The sequence below is a fragment of the Ancylobacter sp. IITR112 genome, from assembly GCF_041415945.1.
Taxonomy (GTDB): Bacteria; Pseudomonadota; Alphaproteobacteria; order Rhizobiales; family Xanthobacteraceae; genus Ancylobacter.
In genome coordinates this window covers 305,600-326,088 of sequence record NZ_JBGCUS010000001.1, presented here as the reverse complement: position 1 = coordinate 326,088, position 20,489 = coordinate 305,600, and the positions used below count along the sequence as shown (strand labels likewise).

Sequence of the window (20,489 nt, the reverse complement as noted above, 5' to 3'; positions counted from 1 at the left end):
CCTCCCGTTTCACGCGGCGCGCCGCTTCTTCTCGACGATGTTGAGGATCATCGGCGTGAGGATGAGCTGCATCGCGATGTCGAGCTTGCCGCCGGGGATCACGATGGAATTGGCGCGGCTCATCCACGAGCCCTGGATCATCGAGAGCAGGTAGGGGAAATCTATGCCGCGCGGGCTCTTGAAGCGGATGACGACGATGGATTCGTCGGCCGTGGGGATCCAGCGGGCGATGAACGGGTTCGAGGTATCGACCGTCGGCACACGCTGGAAGTTGATGTCGGTGTGGGTGAACTGCGGGCAGATATAGTTCACATAGTCCGGCATGCGCCGCAGGATGGTGTCGGTCACCGCCTCGGTGGAATAGCCGCGATGCGAACGGTCGCGATGGATCTTCTGGATCCATTCGAGGTTGATCACCGGCACGACGCCGATCTTGAGATCGGCATAGCGGGCAACGTCAATATTGCCACTGACCACCGCACCGTGCAGCCCTTCATAGAACAGCAGGTCGGTCGGCGTCGGGATCGGCTCCCAGGCGGTGAAGGTGCCGGGCGCGCCGCCATATTCGGCGGCTTCCTTGTCGTCATGAACATAGTGGCGGAACTTGCCGGTGCCGGTGTGGGCATAGGAGCGGAAGGTCTCCTCCAACTCCTCGAACAGGTTCGAGTCCGGCCCGAAATGGCTGTAATGGTGGTTGCCGCGCGAGGCTTCCTCGGCCATGACGCGCTTCATCTCGGCGCGGTCATAGCGATGATAGGCGTCGCCTTCGATATAGGCGGCGGTGACATCCTCGCGGCGGAAGATCTGCTCGAAAATACGCCGCACCGAGGTGGTGCCGGCGCCGGACGAGCCGGTGACGGAGATGATGGGGTGATGGATCGACATGGGTCCTCTCCGTCAGGCGCGCAGCAGGCCGCGACGGCCGAACAAAGGCGAGCGCTCCGGCATGGCGGCGGCGTCGCGGTGATAGCGGGCGATGCGCTCGACTTCGGTGCAGGAGCCAAACACCAGCGGCACGCGCTGGTGCAGATGCTCGGGCACGATGTCGAGGATCGGCAGCCGCCCATCCGTGGCGCAGCCCTGCGCCTGCTCCATCAGGAAGGCGACGGGGTTGGCCTCATAGACCAGCCGCAGGCGGCCATGGCCGTAACCTTTGCGGGCGTCGCCGGGATAGAGATAGACCCCGCCGCGGACCAGGATGCGGTAGACATCGGCCACCATGGAAGCGACCCAGCGGGTGTTGAAGTCCTTGCCCCGCGGGCCGTCGGCGCCGGCCTGGCAGTCCTCGACATAGGAGCGGATGGCAACGTCCCAATGCCGCAGATTGGAGCCGTTGATGGCGTATTCCGCCGTCTCCGGCAGCACCATTGCCCGCTCCTCGGCCAGCAGGAAGGCGCCGCTGGCGCGGTCGAGAATGAAAATCTGGGTGCCGGCGCCGACGGTCATCACCAGCGCGGTCTGCGGCCCGTAGAGCAGGAAGCCGGCGGCGAGCTGGGCGCGGCCGGTCTGCAGGAGCGAATCGCTGCCGATGAAGGGCAGGATCGAAAAGATCGTGCCGACCGTGGCATTGGTGTCGATATTGGACGAGCCGTCCAGCGGATCAACCGCCACCGCCAGCGTGCCGGCGGGATTGAGCGTCACCGCCTCATCGGCTTCCTCGGAGCCGAACAGCGCGACCGGCGCCTGCGACAGCGCCTCGCGGATGAGATCGTCGGTGATGACATCCAGTTCCTTCTGGCTGTCGCCATCGGCGTGATAGCCGCGCACCGTGGCGAGCGAGCCGGCCAGCGGGCCGGCGGCGAGCAGCTCTGAAATCTGGCGGCCGGCGTCAGCCAGCGCGATCACGGCGCTGGCGATGTCGCGACGCAAGGCGTCTGCCTGAGACCACCCCTCGAGGTGGCCCTGCAATGTCGGGCGTGTCATGGCGTTCCCCAGTTATGTTCTTGTGGGCTTGGGCCCTTTGGCGTGTCGTTTCCGGAAGCCTTCGGGCGGGGACCCGAAGCGGCGGACGCCTTTTGTTGAGATCAGACTGCCCGATTTGCCGGCGTAAGGAAATTCGAATAAATTGACCTTCAGTTTCAATTTAGCTGAAATGTAATGGTTTATGCGTAATGCCACGCTGAAGCAGCTTCGCGCTGTCGCCGCCATCGTCGAAACCGGCAGCGTCACCGGCGCCGCCAAGAAGCTGAACGTCACCCCGCCGGCGGTGACGATGCAGGTGCAACTGCTCGAACATTATCTCGGCCTGCCGCTGCTCGACCGTGCCGGCGACCGTTTCCAGCCGAGCGCCGCCGGCCGGGAGATTCTCGCCGCGACGGCGCGCATCGAGCAGGCGCTGGCCGATTGCGGCGCCGCGCTCGACGCGATGAAGGGGCTGCGCTCGGGCCGGGTGTCGGTCGGCCTGGTGTCGACGGCGAAATATTTCGTGCCGGCAGCCCTCGGCGCCTTCACCCGCGCCCATCCCGGCATCGACGTGGTCATCTCGGTCGGCAACCGTGAAGCCATTATCGCCGGCCTGCGGGCCGACGCCATCGACGTTGCCATCATGGGGCGCCCGCCGCTCGATATCGAGGTCGACAAGACGCTGATCGGCGATCATCCGCATGTGCTGATCGCACCTGCGGATCATCCGTTGCTGGGTCGGCGCATCGCGCCGTCGGCCCTCGCCAACGCGACCTTCATGTCGCGCGAGCCGGGCTCGGGCACACGCGGGCTGATGGAGCGGTTCTTCCAGCAATGGGGGCTCGACCCGCGCATCGGCATGGAGATCGATTCAAACGAGACCATCAAGCAGGCCGTCATGGCCGGGCTGGGCCTCGCCTTCATCTCCGCCCACACCATCGCCGCCGAAGTGGCGGACGGGCGGCTGGCCGTGCTCGATGTCGAGGGGCTGCCGGAGGTGCGGCAATGGTTCGTGGTGAAGCGCTCGGCCAAGCGCCTCACCCCGCCAGCGGCGGCGCTGACCGAGTTCCTCTCGCGCCGTGGCCCGGAATTCCTCCCCGACACGCTGCACCTGCCGGGTGTCGCCGAAGCGCGCGCGGCGCTGGAAGCGGAGCGACGCAAGGCACAGGCACAGAGCGGCGTATAGCCGTGCCGGTGCGCTCAGGCGTCCGGCGCGGCCTTCGCCAGCCGGCTCTGGCGCCAGCGCAGCAGGCCGGCAAGCCCGGCGAGGCACAGCGTGCCGATAATGAGCAGGAACGCCGCCGCCGCGATGGTCGGGCTGACATTCTCGCGAATGCTGGCGAACATCTGCCGCGCCAGCGTGCGTTGATTGGGGCCGGCGACAAACAGGGTGATGACCACCTCGTCCAGCGAGGTGGCGAAGGCGAACACCGCCCCCGAGACCACGCCCGGCAGGGCGAGCGGCAGGGTGATGCGCCGAAACACCGTCGCCGGGCTGGCGCCGAGACTGCTCGCCGCCCGCTCGATCGAGCCGTCAATGCCGCCCAGCGACGCCGATACGCTGACGATGACGAAAGGCACGCACAGCACCGCATGGGCGACGATGACGCCGAGATAGGTGCTGGCGAGGCCGAGGCGCGTATAGAGAATCTGCATGCCGACGCCGAGCACCACCGCCGGCACCACCATGGGCAGCAGGAAAACCACCCGCAGCAGATTGGCGAAGGGCAGCCGCGCCTCACGCAGGCCGAGCGCGGCCAGCGTGCCGATCACCGTCGCCAGCGCGGTGGCGCCGGTGCCGATGATCAGGCTGTTGAGAATGGAACGCCGCCAGGTTTCGCTGGTCTGCAGTTCAACGAACCAGCGCGAGGACACGCTCTCCATCGGATAGTTCAGGAACACGCTGGAATTGAACGCCAGCGGCAGGATGGCGATGATCGGCGCCACAAGGAAGAACACCACGGCGGCGCCGAAGGCGATCTGGGCGGCGCGGAAGACCGGCGAGTTGGCCGCCATCGCTAGGCCCCCACCATGTTGGGCGAGCGCGACAGCCGGCCATAGACGAGATAGAGCGCCGTCGTCGTCACCAGCAGGATCAGGCCGAGCGCGCCGGCCATGCCCCAATTGGCCGTGCCGGTGGCGAAGAAGGCGATGACGGAGGAAATCATCTGGTCCTCCGCCCCGCCGACCAGCGCCGGCGTGATGTAGTAGCCGAGCGCCACCATGAACACGAGCAGCGCGCCGGAGGCGACGCCCGGCAGCGCCATCGGCAGCAGCACATGCCAGAAGGCCCGCAGCCGGCTCGCCCCCAGCGAGGACGCTGCCGGCATGAGGTTGCGCGGAATGCCGAGCAGCACCGAATAGATCGGCAGCACCATGAAGGGCAGCAGCACATGGGTCATGGCGATGACCACGCCGGTGCGGTTGAAGATGAGTTGCAGCGGCTGGTCGACAATGCCGATGGCTATCAGCGCGTTGTTTATCAATCCCTCATTCTGCAGCAGGATCACCCAGGAGGCCGTGCGCACCAGCAGCGAGGTCCACAATGGCAGCAGCACGGCGAGCAGCATGACATTGCGCACCCAGCCGGTCGCGGCGGCGGCGATCATCGCATAAGGCAGGCCGATCAGCGCGCAGAGCACCGTCACCAGCGCGGCGATGGTGAAGGTGCGGATCATGATGACGCGGTTGGCCGAGCTGTCGGCGGTGATGCTGCCCTCGGTGTCGCGCTTGAGATCGACGGCGGCGAGCAAATTGCGGTCGGTATAGTTGGGCATCGCCCGCTGCAGCGCCTGCCAGTAGCGCCCCTCGCCCCAGCGCGGATCAATGCCGGCAAGGTCCACCGGCTGGCCGGGCGGCGCGTCGCGCACCGCACTGGCGGTACGGCTGAGCAAGGTGCGGAAGCCCGACACCTCGCTGTTGAGCCGGCGCACCGCATCGCCAAACGCCATCTGCTCGCTTGGCGCGCGCAGATCGGCGACAAGGGCGTCCTGCACCTCTCTCGGCGGCAACCCGTCGCCGTCCCAGGCGCCGATCACCGCCGCCGTTTCCGGCATCACCTGCCGCACCGTGCCATCGGTGACGGAGACGGTGATCATCATCACCAGCGGCCAGATGAAGAACGCCGCGAGGAACAGGAACAGCGGCGCCACCAGCAGCAGCGCGGAGAGGCGGGCGCGGGCCGGGGAGCCGCTCATGCGCCGCGCCCCGCCGCCTGGTCCGGCGCGATCAGCGTGCATTCGGACGGCTCGAAACAGGCGAAGGCGGGGCTGCCCACCGGGCCCACCGGCACGCGCCGCTGCACCTTGGCGACAAGCTCGATGCCCGGCCCGGCGAGATGGGTGCGCAGATGATCGCCCTGATACACATGATCGGTGACGGTGACGGCGATAGCATTACCCCCCGCCGCCCGCTCCTGCAGATGCAGCCGCTCGGGCCGCACCGAGGCGAGGATCGGCGCGCCAACCTCCACCGGGCCGAGCTGGGCGGCGCGCACCACCACGCCGCTGGCGATGGCGATCTCGGCGATGCCGTCGGCGACCTTGTTCACCACCCCCTCGAACAGATTGGTCTCGCCGATGAACTCGGCGACGAAGCGGGTGCGGGGGCGGTCATAAATGCCTTCCGGCGTGTCGAGCTGCTCGATGCGGCCGTGATTGAACACGGCGATGCGGTCCGACATGGTCAGGGCTTCGGACTGGTCGTGGGTGACGAAGATCACGGTGAGGCCGAGCGTGCGGTGCAGGTCGCGCAATTCGAGCTGCATGTGCTCGCGCAACTGCTTGTCGAGCGCGCCGAGCGGCTCGTCCATCAGCACCACGGTGGGCTCGAACACCAGGGCACGGGTGAGCGCGACGCGCTGCTGCTGGCCGCCGGAAAGCTGGGCCGGGCGGCGGTCCCTGAGGTGGCCGAGCCGCACCATATCGAGCGCCCGCGTCACGCGGGCGGCGGCCTCCGCCCTGCCGACGCCGCGCATGGCCAGCGGAAAGGCGACATTCTCCGCCACCGTCATGTGCGGGAACAGCGCGTAATTCTGGAACACCACGCCCATATTGCGCTTATGCGCGGGCAGGTTCTCGATGCGGGTGCCGTCAAGCCAGATGGCCCCGTGCGAGGGCTGTTCGAAGCCGGCGAGCATCATCAGCAGGGTGGTCTTGCCGGAGCCGGAAGGGCCCAGCAGGCTGACGAACTCCCCCTTCGCCACTTCCAGGTCGAGCTTGTCGACCACTTTCAACGTGCCGAAGGACTTGGTGACCTGATCGAAATGGATGAAGGGCGCCAAGCGCAATCTCCGAGTGGTGGCCTTAGCGTGTTGGCCTTAGCCCGACGTTACCCGGCCGGAAAGCCCGCTCCAAGCGAGCGAGGGCAGAAATCAAGGCATTATCCCGGACCGGTCGGGGGCCGGTCCGGGGACGCGCGGTCGACGCAACCCACGCGCACCCCGCTTGCGGGAGGGCGCGCGGATCGTGCATCGCGAGGGAGCGCGCGGACGGGCCGACAGCGCCAGCCCATCCATTCACGCGGCGAGCGCGTTATCTCACCCGCCGCTAACAGCCGCTCACTTCGCCAGCCAGGCGTTGAAGCGCTTGGTCAGTTCCTCGACATTGTCGACCCAGAAGGCGCCATCCAGCGCGATCGCGCCGGTGAGGTTGGCCTGCGTGGTCGGCAGGTCCTTCTGCAGGGCGGCGGGCACCATCGCGGCGGCTTCCTTGTTGGGCAGGCCGTAGGCGATGTATTCCGGCAGCTTGGACTGATTGGCCGGCTCGCTGGCGAAGGCGATGAAGTCCATCGCTTCCTTGGCGTTGGGGCTGTCCTTGAGGATCACCCAACTGTCGATGGCGTAGATGCTGCCCGGCCAGACGCCCTGGAAGTTCTTGCCTTCGGTCTTGTTGATGCCGGCGAGACGGCCATTATAGGCCGTGGACATCACCACCTCGCCCGAGGCGAGCAGGGAGAGCGGCTGCGCGCCGGCTTCCCACCACACGATGTTCGGCTTGAGCTCGTCCAGCTTCTTGAACGCGCGGTCGACGCCTTCCGGCGTGCCGAGAACCTTGTAGACATCCTCCGGCTTCACGCCATCGGCCATCAGCGCGAATTCGAGCGAGTATTTCGGTCCACGGCGGAAGCCGCGCTTGCCGGGGAACTTCTTCACGTCCCAGAAGTCCGCCCAGGAAGTCGGCGGGGTCTTCAGCCGATCGGCGTCGTAGCTGAGCATGGTCGACCAGACGATGGCACCGACGCCGCAGTCGCTCACCGCCGCCGGCAGGAACTTGTCCTTGCCGCCCAGCTTGGCCCAGTCGATCTTCTCGTAGAAGCCGTCGGCGCAGCCGAGTTCGAGTTCCTCGGTCTCGACCTGCACCACGTCCCAGTTCGGAACGCCAGCCTTCACCTTGGCGGCGATGACGCCGATGCCGCCGTCCCAGCTCTCGTCGAGCACGGGCTTGCCGATCTTCTTGGAGAAGGGCTCGAAATAGATCTTCTTCTGGGCGTCCTGATAGTTGCCGCCCCAGGAGACGACCGTGAGATCGCGCGCCGACGCGGTGCCGCCGGCCATCATCAGGCCGAGAGCGAGGCCGGCACCGCCGATGCGCAGAAGAGTGGACGTGGCCTTCATGGAAGTTCCCCCTGTTGTCGCTGGTGCCGCAGCAAAGCACGCTGCCAGCATGGCTAATAGAATGACCCGCCCCCTGCGGGGTGGCCCGGTTAATATAATAACCGCCTCTGCCGCGTTTTGAGGCGACCGCGCCTAGTATGTGGGCGGGTTGATGGCGCTGACAATCTCGCTCGGCTCGTCCGCCACATTGCGGAAGCGGTGCGGCAGTTTGCTGTCGAAATAATAGGCGTCGCCCACATGGAGAACCTTGGAGTTGTTTTCCACCGTCACCTCCACGGCGCCGCGGATGATCATGCCGGCTTCCTGCGCGGTGTGGGAAAACGCCTCCCCGGTATCGGCGCCAACGGCATAGGTTTCGTGCAGCACCAGAATCTGCCGGTTGGGATGATTAATGCCGATCACCCTGTAGGAAATCGCCTCGCCGCTGCCGACTTCCGGCAGTTCGGACGCCTCATAGAACGGCGAATAGGACGACATCTGCTGCAGTTCGGAAAAGAAGCCCACCAGCGTCGTCCCCAGCGCCTCCAATATGGCGGCGAGCGTGTCGATGGACGGGCTGATGCGGTCGCGCTCGATCAGCGAGATCGAGGAATGCGAGACGCCGGATCGCAGGGCGAGGCGGCGGATGCCGAGATTGCGGCGCCGCCGCAATTCGCGAATTCCCGGTCCGATATTGGGCATGGCAGGCCTCGTCTCGCGCGCAATCCTTCAGCAGTGGAGAATATAATAGACAGCCGCGCACGCGCCAATTGCCGGCATGCCCGGGGGGCCTCACCATCGCAGCGCCCACACAGGAAAGTCGCCATGCCCGCGCTCAGCTCCGCCTTTGCCGACCAGATTCACCCGCTCAAGGCGCCGCGCCCGGATGATGGCCGCGACACCAATGAGATCGCCGCTACCGTCAAGGAGGTGCTGGACGCGGTGCGCAGCCGTGGCGACGCGGCGGTGCGGCACTATTCCAAGCTGTTCGACAAGAGCGACGTGACCGCCATCGAGGTGAGCGCGGAAGAGCGCGCGGCCGCGCTGGCCGCCCTCGACCCGCAGACCCGCGCCGACACCGAATTCGCCATCGAGCGGGTGCGGGCCTTCGCGCAGGCGCAGCTCGCCACCATCCTGCCGCTGGAAGTCGAGGCGCTGCCGGGGCTTCATCTCGGCCACCGCGTGATCCCGATCGAGCGCGTCGGCGCCTATGTGCCGGGCGGGCGCTATCCGCTGCTGTCCGCGCCGATCATGACGCTGGTGCCGGCCAAGGTGGCGGGCTGCGACGAGGTGATCGCCTGCCTGCCGCCGACCGCCCACCCCGCCATGATCGCCGGCTGCCACCTCTCCGGCGCTGACCGCATCTTCCGCGTCGGCGGGGCGCAGGCGATTGCCGCCATGGCCTTCGGCACCGAAACCATTCCCGCCGTCGACAAGGTCGTCGGCCCCGGCAATGCCTATGTCAACGAGGCCAAGCGGCAGGTGTTCGGCCCCGTCGGCATCGACCAGTTGGCCGGGCCGAGCGAGATCTTCATCGTCGCCGACGAAACCGGCGACGCCGAGATGATCGCCACCGACCTTCTGGCGCAGGCCGAGCATGATGTGCGCACCCGCGTCGGCCTCATCACCACCAGCCGCGCGCTGGCCGAGGCGACGCTGGTCGAAGTGGAGAAGCAGCTCAAAACCCTCTCCACCGCCCCGGTCGCTGGCAAGGCGTGGGAGGATTTCGGCGAAATCGTCGTCTGCGACAGCGAAGAGGCGATGATCGCCTATTCCGACCATATCGCCGCCGAGCATCTGCAGGTCCATACCGCCGATCCGCACGCCACCGCCGCCAAGCTGCGCAATTACGGCTCGCTGTTCATCGGCACGCTGGCGAGCGTGGTTTATTCCGACAAATGCTGCGGCACCAACCACACGCTGCCGACCATGGGCGCCGGCCGCTACACCGGCGGGCTGTGGGTCGGCTCCTTCGTCAAGATCTGCACCCATCAGTGGCTGGACGCGCGCGGGGTCGCCGCCGTCGCCCCGCCCGCCGTGCGCCAGAGCGCCAGCGAAGGGCTGGAAGGTCACCGCCGCGCCGCCGCCTTCCGCCTGCAGGGCTGAGCGGCGGCAGGCCCAGCGCGCCCCCGTCCCCCGAGCCCCGTCGGACGGGGGCGCGCCGGGTCTGCTTTATGGAACGACGACAGAAGCCTCCACGGGCCGGAGACGCGCCGGCGGTGGAGGCTTTTGACATGAAGGGCAGGCCGGCGCGCAGCAGCCGCCCGCGCGCGGCAGCCGAGCCCGTCGCGAGCGGCGCGGCACTCAGTCCCGCTTGCCGCCGGTCAGCCAGGAGAGCAGCGGATTGGCGGGTTCGGCGGATTTCGGCATCGCCTCGACCACCACGACTTCCTCGATCTCGCCCTTCTTGAAGGAAACGAGGAAGGCATCGTAATCGGCGAGCGAGATGCAGCCATTGGAATCGCCGCGCGGCCCGAGCAGGTAGGGGTGCAGCAGGAAGCCGTTGCGCCCATACATCTTGCCGTCGCCCACCGGCGTCATCCGCACCGCCTCGGTGCCGTGGAACAGCGCCTCCCGCATGCGCAGCTTGTAGCGGTTCGGCGGGGTCGGGCCGACCATCTTCACATGCACGTAGCGCGGGTCGTCAAACTTGTCGCCATAGCCGGAATGCGCCTCCAGCTTCTTGCCATTGGGCAGATAAAGCTTCTTGGCGCGGATGTCGTAGATGGCGAACTTGTCCTCGCGCGTGGGGTAGCGCAGTTCGTCCTTGGGCGCCTCGGTGGCGGCGGGCGCCTCCGGCTCGGGGGCCACGTCTTCCTCCATCGGCGGAGGCAGCGCGGCGACCTCGGTTTCCATCGCCGGCTTGCGCGGCGGGCGCGGAGCGAGGGTCAGCGTGTCCTCGGGCTCGTCGCCGGACATCACCCGGCCGGCAAAGAGCGGGTTGGCCATGGGCAGCGGCACGGTACTCACCGTCTCCATCGGCGGCACCACCTCGTCCGGGGCGGCAGCGACGGCGGCCGGGCGCGCGACCATCGGCGCGGGATCGAACAGCCAGTCGCGCGGCGGCTCGAACACGCCGGCGGCGCGGAAATTGCGGATGTCGTCGACCGTGTAGGTCGGCGGCGGCGACGGCTCGTCCACCACCACGCTGTCCACCTCCGGCGCGACCGTCGCCGCGAGCAGCGGAGGATCGACACGCGCCGCATCGGCCGGGGTCGGAATCGCGGTGTTGGAAATCCACGCGACAGCGACCGCCACGCCAACAAATCCCGCCGAGCCGATAAGGAACGAGCCAACTAGCCGCATAGGCATCTCTATACAGACGACCGACGTTCGTGCACGACCCGCAGATTGCGCACGCCCGGTGTCAGCCTTCGGTTGCACACAGCACCGGCGCCCAAGCCCTGGCTCGCCGATGGCCCCCAAGCCAAATGGTTCCTAGCCAAGTTTAGGTAATATTTCATTAATGACGTGACGACAACCCGGCCATGGCACCGATGCACGCCGCATCCGGAACGCCCCGGGCAAGCGTGCAGCAGACGTTCAGCGCCGCGCCAGCAATGGCTTGGCCGATGGCCTTCTCCTCGTTTAGAACGACTATAGATTGGAGCGGCAAGGGGCGCCCCTCGCCGAACCCTGAGGTGATGTCTTGCCCGCCCCCGCTGTCGCCGGCCTTGCATCGCGTCTCCTGTCGCCCCTGCGGTGGCTGCTGCTGCCGGGCCTGCTGGCCGCGCTGGCGGCGGGCGGCCTTGCCTGGGCCGTCGGGCAGGACCTTCTCGCGCAACGCATCTGGGCGGGGGCGACGGCGCTGGTGCTGGCGCTGCTGGTCTTCCACATACTGGCCAGCCTGCGGCGCGGGGAATTCGGGCTCGACCTGATCGCCGCGCTTGCAATGGGCACGGCGCTGGCGTTTGGCGAGACCCTGGCCGGCGCCATCGTCGCGCTGATGTTCACCGGCGGCGAGGCGCTGGAAGCCTATGCCCAGCGCCGCGCGGCGCGGGAAATGACCGCCCTGCTCGCCCGCCTGCCGCGCACGGCCGCGCGCTATGAAGGTGGCGGGCTGACCGACGTGCCCCTCGACGCGCTGCGTCCCGGCGACCGTGTGCTGGTGCGGCGGGGCGAGGTGGTGCCGGTGGACGGCACGGTGGAGAGCGCCCAGGCGATTCTCGACCAGTCAGCCCTGACCGGCGAGCCGCTGCCGGTGCACCGGCGACAGGGCGAAGCCATCATGAGCGGCTCGACCAATGCCGGGGACGCCTTCGATCTTCGCGCCGTTCACGCCGCCGCCGACAGCACCTATGCCGGCATCGTCCGGCTGGTGGAGGCCGCGCAGCAGTCCAGGGCGCCGATGGTCCGCCTCGCCGACCGTTACGCGCTGGGCTTCCTGGCGCTGACGCTGGTTATTGCGGGCGCGGCCTGGGCGTTCAGCGGCGATCCCGTGCGGCTGCTGGCGGTGCTGGTCATCGCCACGCCCTGCCCGCTTATTCTCGCCGTGCCGGTAGCTATCATTTCCGGCATTTCCCGCTGCGCCGCGCGCGGGGTGCTGGTGAAGGATGGCGGCGCGCTGGAGCGGCTGGCCGAGCTGCGCACCGTGCTGATCGACAAGACCGGCACGCTCACCGGCGGCCGGCCGCGCATCGTCGCCATCGCCGCGCGCACGGGGCTGGCGCCGGAGGAGGTACTGCGACATGCGGCCGCGCTCGACCAGGCCTCCGCCCATGTGGTGGCCGGGGCGCTGGTGGAGGCGGCAGAAGCACGCGGCCTCGCCCTACCCTCGCCGAGCGGCATCGCCGAAGCGCCCGGCGCCGGGCTCACCGGCCGCGTGGCGGGACACGATGTGGCGGTGGGCGGCTGGGATTTCGTCACGGCGCGGCTGCCTCCACAGGCGATGGACCCGGCGATCGTCAGCGAGCGCGCCCGCTGGGCGTCCCGCCCGGGCACGGTGGTGGTCGCCGTAGCGCTGGACGGCGAACTGGCCGGCGCGCTGCTGCTGGCCGATGCGGTGCGCGAGGAGGCGCAGGCCGTGCTCGGCGCTCTGCGCGACTTGGGCGTTACCCGTCTCATCCTCGCCACCGGCGACGAGACGGCACGCGCCGAAGCCATCGCCGCCGGCCTTGGCTTCGATGCGGTGCTCAGCCAGATGACGCCGCAGGACAAGGCTGCCGCCGTCATCGCCGAGCGGCCGCACGGTCCGGTCATGATGATCGGCGACGGGGTGAACGATGCGCCCGCCCTGGCGGCCGCCGACATCGGCGTCGCCATGGGGGCCAACGGCGCCACCGGCGGCGCCTCCTCGGAAGCCGCCGGCATCGTCATTCTGGTCGACCGGCTGGACCGGCTGATCGACGCCATGCGCATCGCCCGCCGCGCCCGCGCCATCGCGCGGCAAAGCGTGGTCGCCGGCATCGGCCTGTCCACGCTCGGCATGATCGCCGCCGCCTTCGGCCTGCTGGCGCCGGTGGAAGGCGCGCTGCTGCAGGAAGCCATCGACGTGGCGGTGATCCTCAATGCGCTGCGCGCCCTGCGGGCGCCGCGCGGCGCGGCGCAGGGCTGAGCCACCGCCGATCAGCTCAGCGGTGCGATCACCGCCCACCAGCCCCAGGCCGTGAGCAGCGACAAGGGCACGCCGAGGCCGATGAGCAACGCCACCAGGTCCGGTTCCAGCTCATGCTCCAGGGCGATGATGCTCGCTCCCAGCATGGGCGGCATCGCCATTTCCAGCATCGCCACCTTGGCGACAGGATCGCCCGCCTGGCCAAGCGCGAGATAGAAGCCGATGAGCAGAGCCGGGGCGAGCAGGAGCCGGTGGCACAGGCCTAGCGCCACCGGCCCGGCGCGGCCGGCCAGCCGGTCGAGCCGCAGCGCGAAGCCCACCGCCGCCAGCGCGATCGGAGTTAGCGTGTTGGCGAGGATCTCGATCAAGTGCTGCAGCCAGTCCGGCCGGGCGAGATGGTTGGTCGCAAAGGCGATCAGCACGGCATAGAAGGGCGGGAAGGTGGCGATCCGCCGCCCTACCACGGCCAGATCAAAGCGGCCGGAGGCCGCCACCGTCGCCACCGCGATGCCCAGCGTCGAGACGGCGAGATAGGTGCCGAACAGGTCGATGACGATACCGAGCCCGAGCCATTGGCTGCCGGCGAAGGCGGCGATCATCGGCAGACCGACAAAGGAGGTGTTGCCCCAGCCGGCCACCAGGAGGATGGCGCCGGTGCGCTCCCGCGACCAGCCGAGTCCACGGCAGAGCGGCACCAGAATCACGATGGAAACCAGCACGCCGAGCCAGGGCGTCGCCGCCGCCAGCCACCAGTCCGGCCGCAGCCTCACCCCCTGCACGCTGTGAAGCGCCGCCGCCGGCAGCGCGACATTGATCACCCAGCCACCGAGCACCTTGGTCGCGCTCTCCGGCAACCGGCCGGACAGGCGTAGCAGCACGCCGATGGCGAGACACAGCACGATCAGCAGGATTTCCGACATCGCCAGCGCCCCCACGGAACCGCGTTGCGGTACCACGGTCAGGAATGCCGCAAATCCGCCGGGGCGTCACGCGGGCGGCTTGCGAGATCGCCGTGCCGTCCCGGGAGCGCTCACTGGTGTTGCCGATCCGCATCACTATATGAGCCGTGGCCGAGCCCTACCTGAAAGGGAAAAGGGCTCGCCCCAGGAGAACCTCATGAAGAAGACTGACCCCCGCCTGTGGATGTGGTCGGACGCGGTCGAGATGCTCAACCGGGCCGATCGGCTGCACCGGCAGATGTTCCAGCCGGCCGCGCGTGCCGAGGCGCCGGCGCGCCACCGCGCGCCCTGCTGGGAGCCGCCGGTCGACATGCTGGAGACCGACCATGAATTGCTGGTGCTCGCCGCGCTTCCCGGCGTCGATCCCGACCGTATGACGGTCTCGATCCAGAACGGCGTGCTCACCATCGCCGGCGCGCGCATCCTGCCGCCCGAGCTGCACAACGCCACCATCCACCGCATGGAATTGCCGCAGGGCCGGTTCGAGCGCCAGCTCGCTTTGCCGCCCGGCCGCTATGAGGTGAACCGTCCGCGCGTCGTCAATGGCTGCCTCGCCATTGTGCTGCGCAAGGTTTGAGGAGGGGGAGACCGACCATGACACACCCCGATTTCGAAAGATTTTCCCCGCTGCGCATGGCCGATGCCGGCAGCAGCAATGGCGGCGTCAACGCCCATGTGCCGGAGGATCAGATGATCCTGCTGCCGGTGCGCAATCTCGTGCTGTTCCCCGGCGTCGTCATGCCGGTGGCGGTGGCACGCCCGGCCTCCATCGCCTCCGCCCAGCAGGCGGTGCGCGAGGGGCGGCCGGTCGGCATCGTGATGCAGCGTGACGCCAGCGTGGAGGAACCCGGCCCGACCGACCTGCACCGCATGGGCGTGATCGCCAACATTCTGCGCTACGTCACCGCGCCCGATGGCACGCATCACCTCATCTGCCAGGGCGAGCAGCGCTTCCGCGTCGATGAATTCGTGCGCGAGAAGCCTTTCCTCACCGCCCGGGTGACGCGGATCGAGGAGAGCGAGACGCGCTCGTCGGAGATCGAAGCGCGCTTCGTTCACCTGCAAAGCCAGGCCAATGAGGTGATGGAGCTGCTGCCGCAGGCCCCGGCTGAGTTGGTCGCCGCCGTGCGCGGCGCCAATTCGCCTGCCGGCCTCGCCGACCTCATCGCCGCCTATGCCGACATCTCGCCGGACGAGAAGCAGGAGCTTCTGGAGACGGTCGACATCGCCGCCCGCATGACCAAGATCTCGCGGCTGCTCGCTCACCGCATCGAGGTGCTGCGGCTGTCGCAGGAAATCGGCAAGCAGACCAAGGCCTCGCTGGACGAACGCCAGCGCGAGGTGCTGCTGCGCGAGCAGATGGCCGCGATCCAGAAGCAGTTGGGCGAGGATGGCGGCAACAGCCAGGAAATCGCCGATCTGGAACAGGCGATCGCGGATGCCGGCATGCCGGAGGATGTCGAACAGATGGCCCGCAAGGAGCTGGGCCGGCTGCGCCGCATGCAGGACGCCAGCGCCGAATATGGCATGATCCGCACCTATCTCGACTGGCTGATCGCCCTGCCCTGGCGGCTGCCGGAGACGGCGCCGATCGACATCGCCGAAGCCCGCAAAATTCTGGACGAGGACCATTTCGGCCTCGACAAGATCAAGCGCCGCATCGTCGAATATCTCGCCGTGCGCAAGCTGGCGCCGAACGGCAAGGCGCCGATCCTGTGCTTCGCCGGCCCTCCCGGCGTCGGCAAGACCTCGCTCGGCCAGTCCATCGCCCGCGCCATGGGCCGCACATTCGTCCGTGTCTCGCTGGGCGGCGTGCATGACGAGGCGGAGATCCGTGGCCACCGGCGCACTTATGTCGGCGCGCTGCCGGGCAATATCATCCAGGGCATCCGCAAGGCGGGCACCCGCGACTGCGTGATGATGCTGGACGAGATCGACAAGATGGGCTCCGGCATACAGGGTGACCCGTCGGCGGCGATGCTGGAGGTGCTCGACCCCGAGCAGAACGGCACCTTCCGCGACAATTATCTCGGCGTGCCGTTCGACCTGTCGCGCGTGGTGTTCATCGCCACCGCGAACATGCTCGACACCATCCCCGGCCCGCTGCGCGACCGTATGGAGATCATCCAGCTCACCGGCTACACCGACCAGGAGAAGCTGCAGATCGCCCGCCGCTATCTGGTGCGCCGGCAATTGGAGGCCAATGGCGTGACGGCTGACCAGGTGGAGGTGGAGGACGACGCCCTGAAGGCGATGATCCGCGCCTACACACGCGAGGCCGGCGTGCGCAATCTGGAGCGCGAGATCGGGCGCGCCATCCGTCATGTCGCCGTCGACATTGCGGAAGGCACCGCGGCCACGGCGAAGATCACCGTCGGCACGCTGCCCGATCTGCTCGGCCCGCCGCTCTTCGAGGATGAAGTGGCGCTGCGGGTCTCGGTGCCGGGCGTGGCCACGGGCCTTGCCTGGACCCCGGTGGGCGGCGACATCCTGTTCATCGAGGCGACGCGCATTCCCGGGCGCGGCGGGCTGATCCTCACCGGCCAGCTCGGCGAGGTGATGAAGGAGAGCGCGCAGGCGGCATGGAGCCTCGTCAAGAGCCGGGCTGTCGAGCTCGGCATCGACCCCGGCATGTTCGCCACCAGCGACGTGCATGTGCATGTGCCGGCCGGCGCCACGCCGAAGGACGGGCCGAGCGCGGGCGTCGCCATGTTCACCGCCCTGGTCTCGCTGCTCACCGGACGCACGGTGCGCAAGGACACGGCGATGACCGGCGAAATCTCCCTCCGCGGGCTGGTGCTGCCGGTCGGCGGCATCAAGGAGAAGGTGGTCGCCGCCGCGCGGGCGGGACTGACCCGCGTGATGTTGCCGGCCCGCAACCGGCGCGACTATGAGGATATTCCTCAGGATGCGCGCGACCGGCTGGAGTTCGTCTGGCTGGAGCGGGTGGACGAGGCGATCGTCAACGCGCTGGAGCCTGCACCGATGGGCGACGCGCCCGCCCTCAAGGCCGCGAGCTGACGCGCGACCTCCACAAGACGGTCGCCCCGGTACGCCGGGGCGGCCCCGGCTCTGCGCGGTGGAGATGACGCTGGGGAGGAAACCGGCTAGAGCATTTTCGCGGGAAGCGGATTCCGGTTCGCGTAAAGAAATTGCGTCAAAACAAAACCCTAGAGACGACGCCCTGCCTTAACCGATCAATGGGTGCCATGGAGAGTTTCTGGTCGACCTACTGGCCGCATGTCGTGCTGGTCACGAGCGGCACGGTGGGCGTCGTCGCCGCCATCCATGCGGCAATGACCAAGGACGATGTGCGCGCCGCCATCGGCTGGGTCGGCGTCATCCTGCTTTCGCCGTTGATCGGCGCCTCCCTTTACCTCGTGGCCGGCATCAACCGCATCCGCCAGAGCGCGGCGGGGCGCCGGCGGGCGAGCCAGGAACGGCAGCACCGCCGGCATGAGCGCCCGCCCGCCGCCATCGCGCTCTCGCCCAGCCTCTCGGCGATGAAGCGGCTGGGCGACCGGGTCTCCGCCTTCGCGCTGACGACGGGCAATGCGGTGACAATGCTCGACAGCGGCGACGAGGCCTATCCCGCCATGCTCGCCGCCATAGGCGGGGCTCAGCGGCATGTGGCGCTGTCCACCTATATCTTCGACAATGATCCGATCGGGCTGCAATTCGCTGATGCGCTGATCGCGGCGCATAAGCGCGGCGTGGCGGTACGGGTACTGATCGACGCCATTGGCGCGCGCTATTCCCGCCCCTCCATCGTCGGCCGGCTGCAGGAAGGCGGCGTCACCACCGACCTGTTCATGGGCAATCTCATCGGCCTGCGCCTGCCCTACGCCAATCTGCGCAGCCATCGGAAGATGCTGATCGTCGACGGCACGTTGGGCTTTACCGGCGGGATGAACATCCGCGCCCAATTCACCTCCGCCCACGCGGGCGACGACCCCGCCCGCGACACCCATTTCCGCATCGAGGGGCCGGCGGTGGAGCAGTTGCTCACCGTGTTCACGCAGGACTGGGCCTTCTCCGCCGAGGAACATCTCGACGGACCGGCCTGGGCGGAGGGCGACCATTCCGAACCGCGCGGGCCGGTGGCGGTGCGGGTAGTGCCCTCCGGCCCCGACCGCAACCTCGCCTGCGCCCACAGCATGATCATGGGCGCGCTCACCATGGCGCAAAGCCGCGTAAGCCTGTGCTCGCCCTATTTCCTGCCCGACCAGCAGCTCATCGGCGCCTTCGCGGTCGCCGGACGGCGCGGGGTGGAGGTGGATGTGGTCATTCCCTCGGCCAATAATCTTAAGCTGGTCGACTACGCCATGACCGCCCAGCTCGACCAGGTGCTGGCGGGCGAGTGCCGGGTGTGGCGGGCGGGCGGCATGTTCGACCATTCCAAGCTGATGGCGGTGGATGGGTGCTGGGCCTATGTCGGCTCGTCCAATCTTGACCCGCGCAGCCTGCGGCTGAATTTCGAGCTCGACCTCGAACTCTACGATCCCACCATCGCGGCCGAGATCGAGGCGCGGATCGGCGCCATGACGGCGGCCGGCAGCCGCGAGACGCTGGACACGCTCGCCGCCCGGCCGTTCCTGAAGAAGCTGCGCAACCGCGCCATCTGGCTCGCCTCGCCCTATCTGTGAGCGTCCCGTCTCGCGGCGGCGTTTCCATGCGCGGCGCGGGCGACCGGTGCGTCAAAACAAAAGCCAGTCCCGGCGAGGGGACTGGCTTGAAGGAGACGGGTGGCCCGTCCCGGGATGTGCGTTTCAGCAGAGGCCGGCGGCGGGTGACCCGCCGCCGTGATCCTCACGCAGCGGCAACGGCGGTGGTGTCGACTTCCGAGATCGTCTTCAGGACCTGGGAAGCGATCTGGTAGGGGTCGCCCTGGGAGTTCGGGCGGCGATCTTCCAGATAGCCCTTATAGTCGTTGCGGACGAAGGAGTGCGGCACGCGGATGGAGGCGCCGCGATCGGCCACGCCATAGGAGAACTTGTTCCACGGCGCGGTCTCATGCTTGCCGGTCAGGCGCATGTGGTTGTCCGGGCCATAGACATTGATGTGGTCGTGCAGGTTCTTCTCGAACGCCGCCATCAGCGCCTCGAAATAGGCCTTGCCGCCCACTTCGCGCATGAACTTGGTGGAGAAGTTGCAGTGCATGCCCGAGCCGTTCCAGTCGGTGTCGCCGAGCGGCTTGCAGTGGAACTCGATGTCCACGCCGTACTTTTCGGTCAGACGGAGCAGCAGGTAGCGGGCCATCCACACTTCGTCAGCGGCCTTCTTGGAGCCCTTGCCGAAGATCTGGAATTCCCACTGGCCCTTCGCGACTTCCGCGTTGATGCCTTCATGGTTGATGCCGGCTTCGAGGCAGAGCTCAAGATGCTCTTCCACGATCTCGCGGGCGATGTCGCCGACATTCTTGAAGCCGACGCCGGTGTAGTACGGGCCCTGCGGCGCGGGATAGCCATGCTCGGGGAAGCCGAGCGGACGGCCGTCCTTGTAGAAGAAGTATTCCTGCTCAAAGCCGAACCAGGCGCCCTCGTCGTCCAGAATGGTGGCGCGGGCATTGGACGGGTGCGGGGTGACGCCATCGGGCATCATCACTTCGCACATGACCAGAACGCCATTCTTGCGGGCGGGATCGGGATAGACGGCGACCGGCTTCAGCACGCAGTCGGAGCTGCGGCCTTCGGCCTGCTCCGTGGACGAACCGTCGAAGCCCCACAGGGGCAGCTCCTCGAGCGAGGGGAAGTGGTCGAATTCCTTGATCTGCGTCTTGCCGCGCAGGTTCGGGGTCGGCTTGTAACCGTCGAGCCAGATGTACTCGAGTTTGTACTTCGTCATTGCGTGTCTCTCATCACTTAAGACCGGGCGGCGAACTGCCCTGGTCGTTGTGCCGGCCGTGCGACCGCCAACGGCTAGCCTCACACAAGCATATGCTGTGCCAAATGGTCGGCGCCGGGCGCAGGAAGCTGCCTTAGCGACAAGGCGATGGCAGCCGAAAGGGCCCGGCCGGCGGAAGGGGACGGCGCGATTCGCCTGAATCCTGCGGCACTTGCCGCCCTGGGCGGGCGGCACCGCACATGCTGCGCTGCGATGGCGCATGCAACTCTTGGCCCCCGCCCGCCGTTACGGGTGAAAGCCTTGCAGGGCTCTGTGGCGATGCACATATTCTATGCTCTTTGTGATTGTAAAATGAGCATCTTGCGCAAACGCAGAGCAAAAGCTGTTATATGTAAATGAAAGGCTGGCGCAGGAACGCGCAGCCGGAAAGGAGAAACGTGCCATGAACGCTCATACCCAGCGCGAAAGCGCCCAGATCGTGCCCTTCCCTGTCGGCGGACGTGCCGGTCTCGCCGCCCGTCGTCCGGACACCCTGTCTTCCGAGGCTCTGAAGGTATCTCCCCGCGTCATCATCGGGAGCTGGTACCATGAAGAGGCGATCAAGGAAGACAGCGGCCGCAGCAACTGAGTCTTGTCC

Annotated in this window: 17 protein-coding genes; 7 read left to right on the top strand and 10 right to left on the bottom strand. The window is 67.8% G+C overall.

The window, feature by feature from the left end; all coding sequences use genetic code 11:
- Positions 1–9: 9 nt before the first annotated feature.
- Both AAC979_RS01455 and AAC979_RS01450 read right to left on the bottom strand, forming a co-directional pair.
- On the bottom strand, positions 10–885 hold the full coding sequence (locus AAC979_RS01455) for a phosphoribulokinase (protein ID WP_371345045.1): 876 nt from the start codon (positions 883–885) through the stop codon (positions 10–12).
- Between the two features lie 12 nt (positions 886–897).
- A complete protein-coding gene (locus AAC979_RS01450) occupies positions 898–1,923 on the bottom strand; it encodes a class 1 fructose-bisphosphatase (protein ID WP_371345044.1) in 1,026 nt (341 codons plus the stop codon).
- A 181-nt stretch (positions 1,924–2,104) separates the two neighbouring features.
- Here AAC979_RS01450 and AAC979_RS01445 point away from each other — a divergent pair, with 181 nt between their 5' ends.
- Positions 2,105–3,088: a LysR family transcriptional regulator gene (locus AAC979_RS01445; protein ID WP_371345043.1), complete on the top strand. Its 984-nt coding sequence runs from the start codon at positions 2,105–2,107 to the stop codon at positions 3,086–3,088.
- Between the two features lie 14 nt (positions 3,089–3,102).
- On the opposite strand, the gene AAC979_RS01440 is transcribed toward AAC979_RS01445, so the two are convergent.
- The 5 genes from AAC979_RS01440 to AAC979_RS01420 form a co-directional block, all read right to left on the bottom strand.
- The gene (locus AAC979_RS01440; protein ID WP_371345042.1) at positions 3,103–3,918 is read right to left on the bottom strand and encodes an ABC transporter permease; all 816 of its coding nucleotides are present in this window, start codon (positions 3,916–3,918) and stop codon (positions 3,103–3,105) included.
- Positions 3,919–3,920: 2 nt separating this feature from the next.
- Positions 3,921–5,099 (bottom strand): ABC transporter permease, encoded by a 1,179-nt coding sequence (locus tag AAC979_RS01435; RefSeq protein WP_371345041.1) that lies wholly within the window; start codon positions 5,097–5,099, stop codon positions 3,921–3,923.
- Entirely contained in the window at positions 5,096–6,184 is a 1,089-nt protein-coding gene (locus tag AAC979_RS01430; RefSeq protein WP_371345040.1) for an ABC transporter ATP-binding protein, read from the bottom strand. The genes AAC979_RS01435 and AAC979_RS01430 overlap by 4 nt, the downstream gene beginning before the upstream one ends.
- A gap of 276 nt (positions 6,185–6,460) precedes the next feature.
- Positions 6,461–7,459 (bottom strand): ABC transporter substrate-binding protein, encoded by a 999-nt coding sequence (locus tag AAC979_RS01425; RefSeq protein WP_371348975.1) that lies wholly within the window; start codon positions 7,457–7,459, stop codon positions 6,461–6,463.
- Positions 7,460–7,648: 189 nt separating this feature from the next.
- Positions 7,649–8,197, bottom strand: a complete 549-nt coding sequence (locus tag AAC979_RS01420; RefSeq protein ID WP_371345039.1) for a cupin domain-containing protein — start codon at positions 8,195–8,197, stop codon at positions 7,649–7,651.
- A gap of 123 nt (positions 8,198–8,320) precedes the next feature.
- Here AAC979_RS01420 and hisD point away from each other — a divergent pair, with 123 nt between their 5' ends.
- Positions 8,321–9,601 carry a histidinol dehydrogenase gene (gene hisD, locus AAC979_RS01415; protein WP_371345038.1) on the top strand — a complete coding sequence of 427 codons (1,281 nt, stop codon included), beginning with the start codon at positions 8,321–8,323 and terminating at the stop codon, positions 9,599–9,601.
- Positions 9,602–9,799: 198 nt separating this feature from the next.
- Here hisD and AAC979_RS01410 read toward each other — a convergent pair whose 3' ends face one another.
- Positions 9,800–10,753 carry a tlde1 domain-containing protein gene (locus tag AAC979_RS01410; protein ID WP_371345037.1) on the bottom strand — a complete coding sequence of 318 codons (954 nt, stop codon included), beginning with the start codon at positions 10,751–10,753 and terminating at the stop codon, positions 9,800–9,802.
- Positions 10,754–11,228: 475 nt separating this feature from the next.
- Between AAC979_RS01410 and AAC979_RS01405 the strand changes: the two genes are divergently transcribed.
- A complete protein-coding gene (locus AAC979_RS01405) occupies positions 11,229–13,049 on the top strand; it encodes a heavy metal translocating P-type ATPase (RefSeq protein ID WP_371348974.1) in 1,821 nt (606 codons plus the stop codon).
- An 11-nt stretch (positions 13,050–13,060) separates the two neighbouring features.
- Here AAC979_RS01405 and AAC979_RS01400 read toward each other — a convergent pair whose 3' ends face one another.
- On the bottom strand, positions 13,061–14,005 hold the full coding sequence (locus tag AAC979_RS01400) for an AEC family transporter (protein ID WP_371345036.1): 945 nt from the start codon (positions 14,003–14,005) through the stop codon (positions 13,061–13,063).
- A gap of 160 nt (positions 14,006–14,165) precedes the next feature.
- Here AAC979_RS01400 and AAC979_RS01395 point away from each other — a divergent pair, with 160 nt between their 5' ends.
- From AAC979_RS01395 to AAC979_RS01385, 3 genes are all read left to right on the top strand, one after another.
- Entirely contained in the window at positions 14,166–14,585 is a 420-nt protein-coding gene (locus tag AAC979_RS01395) for an Hsp20/alpha crystallin family protein (protein ID WP_371345035.1), read from the top strand.
- A 17-nt stretch (positions 14,586–14,602) separates the two neighbouring features.
- Complete coding sequence (gene lon / locus AAC979_RS01390) at positions 14,603–17,029, top strand: endopeptidase La (RefSeq protein ID WP_371345034.1); 2,427 nt, start codon at positions 14,603–14,605, stop codon at positions 17,027–17,029.
- A gap of 188 nt (positions 17,030–17,217) precedes the next feature.
- Positions 17,218–18,654 (top strand): phospholipase D-like domain-containing protein, encoded by a 1,437-nt coding sequence (locus tag AAC979_RS01385; RefSeq protein WP_371345033.1) that lies wholly within the window; start codon positions 17,218–17,220, stop codon positions 18,652–18,654.
- Positions 18,655–18,817: 163 nt separating this feature from the next.
- Here AAC979_RS01385 and AAC979_RS01380 read toward each other — a convergent pair whose 3' ends face one another.
- Positions 18,818–19,852, bottom strand: a complete 1,035-nt coding sequence (locus tag AAC979_RS01380; protein ID WP_371345032.1) for a glutamine synthetase beta-grasp domain-containing protein — start codon at positions 19,850–19,852, stop codon at positions 18,818–18,820.
- A gap of 442 nt (positions 19,853–20,294) precedes the next feature.
- Between AAC979_RS01380 and AAC979_RS01375 the strand changes: the two genes are divergently transcribed.
- Complete coding sequence (locus AAC979_RS01375) at positions 20,295–20,480, top strand: DUF2735 domain-containing protein (protein ID WP_371345031.1); 186 nt, start codon at positions 20,295–20,297, stop codon at positions 20,478–20,480.
- Positions 20,481–20,489 lie beyond the last annotated feature (9 nt).

Bases quoted from the DNA above. Each gene is read 5' to 3' on its own strand.
- AAC979_RS01455 (WP_371345045.1), bottom strand. From the start codon at position 885: ATGTCGATCCATCACCCCATCATCTCCGTCACCGGCTCGTCCGGCGCC.
- AAC979_RS01450 (WP_371345044.1), bottom strand. From the start codon at position 1,923: ATGACACGCCCGACATTGCAGGGCCACCTCGAGGGGTGGTCTCAGGCA.
- AAC979_RS01445 (WP_371345043.1), top strand. From the start codon at position 2,105: ATGCGTAATGCCACGCTGAAGCAGCTTCGCGCTGTCGCCGCCATCGTC.
- AAC979_RS01440 (WP_371345042.1), bottom strand. From the start codon at position 3,918: ATGGCGGCCAACTCGCCGGTCTTCCGCGCCGCCCAGATCGCCTTCGGC.
- AAC979_RS01435 (WP_371345041.1), bottom strand. From the start codon at position 5,099: ATGAGCGGCTCCCCGGCCCGCGCCCGCCTCTCCGCGCTGCTGCTGGTG.
- AAC979_RS01425 (WP_371348975.1), bottom strand. From the start codon at position 7,459: ATGATGGCCGGCGGCACCGCGTCGGCGCGCGATCTCACGGTCGTCTCC.
- AAC979_RS01420 (WP_371345039.1), bottom strand. From the start codon at position 8,197: ATGCCCAATATCGGACCGGGAATTCGCGAATTGCGGCGGCGCCGCAAT.
- hisD (WP_371345038.1), top strand. From the start codon at position 8,321: ATGCCCGCGCTCAGCTCCGCCTTTGCCGACCAGATTCACCCGCTCAAG.
- AAC979_RS01395 (WP_371345035.1), top strand. From the start codon at position 14,166: ATGAAGAAGACTGACCCCCGCCTGTGGATGTGGTCGGACGCGGTCGAG.
- lon (WP_371345034.1), top strand. From the start codon at position 14,603: ATGACACACCCCGATTTCGAAAGATTTTCCCCGCTGCGCATGGCCGAT.
- AAC979_RS01385 (WP_371345033.1), top strand. From the start codon at position 17,218: ATGGAGAGTTTCTGGTCGACCTACTGGCCGCATGTCGTGCTGGTCACG.
- AAC979_RS01380 (WP_371345032.1), bottom strand. From the start codon at position 19,852: ATGACGAAGTACAAACTCGAGTACATCTGGCTCGACGGTTACAAGCCG.
- AAC979_RS01375 (WP_371345031.1), top strand. From the start codon at position 20,295: ATGAACGCTCATACCCAGCGCGAAAGCGCCCAGATCGTGCCCTTCCCT.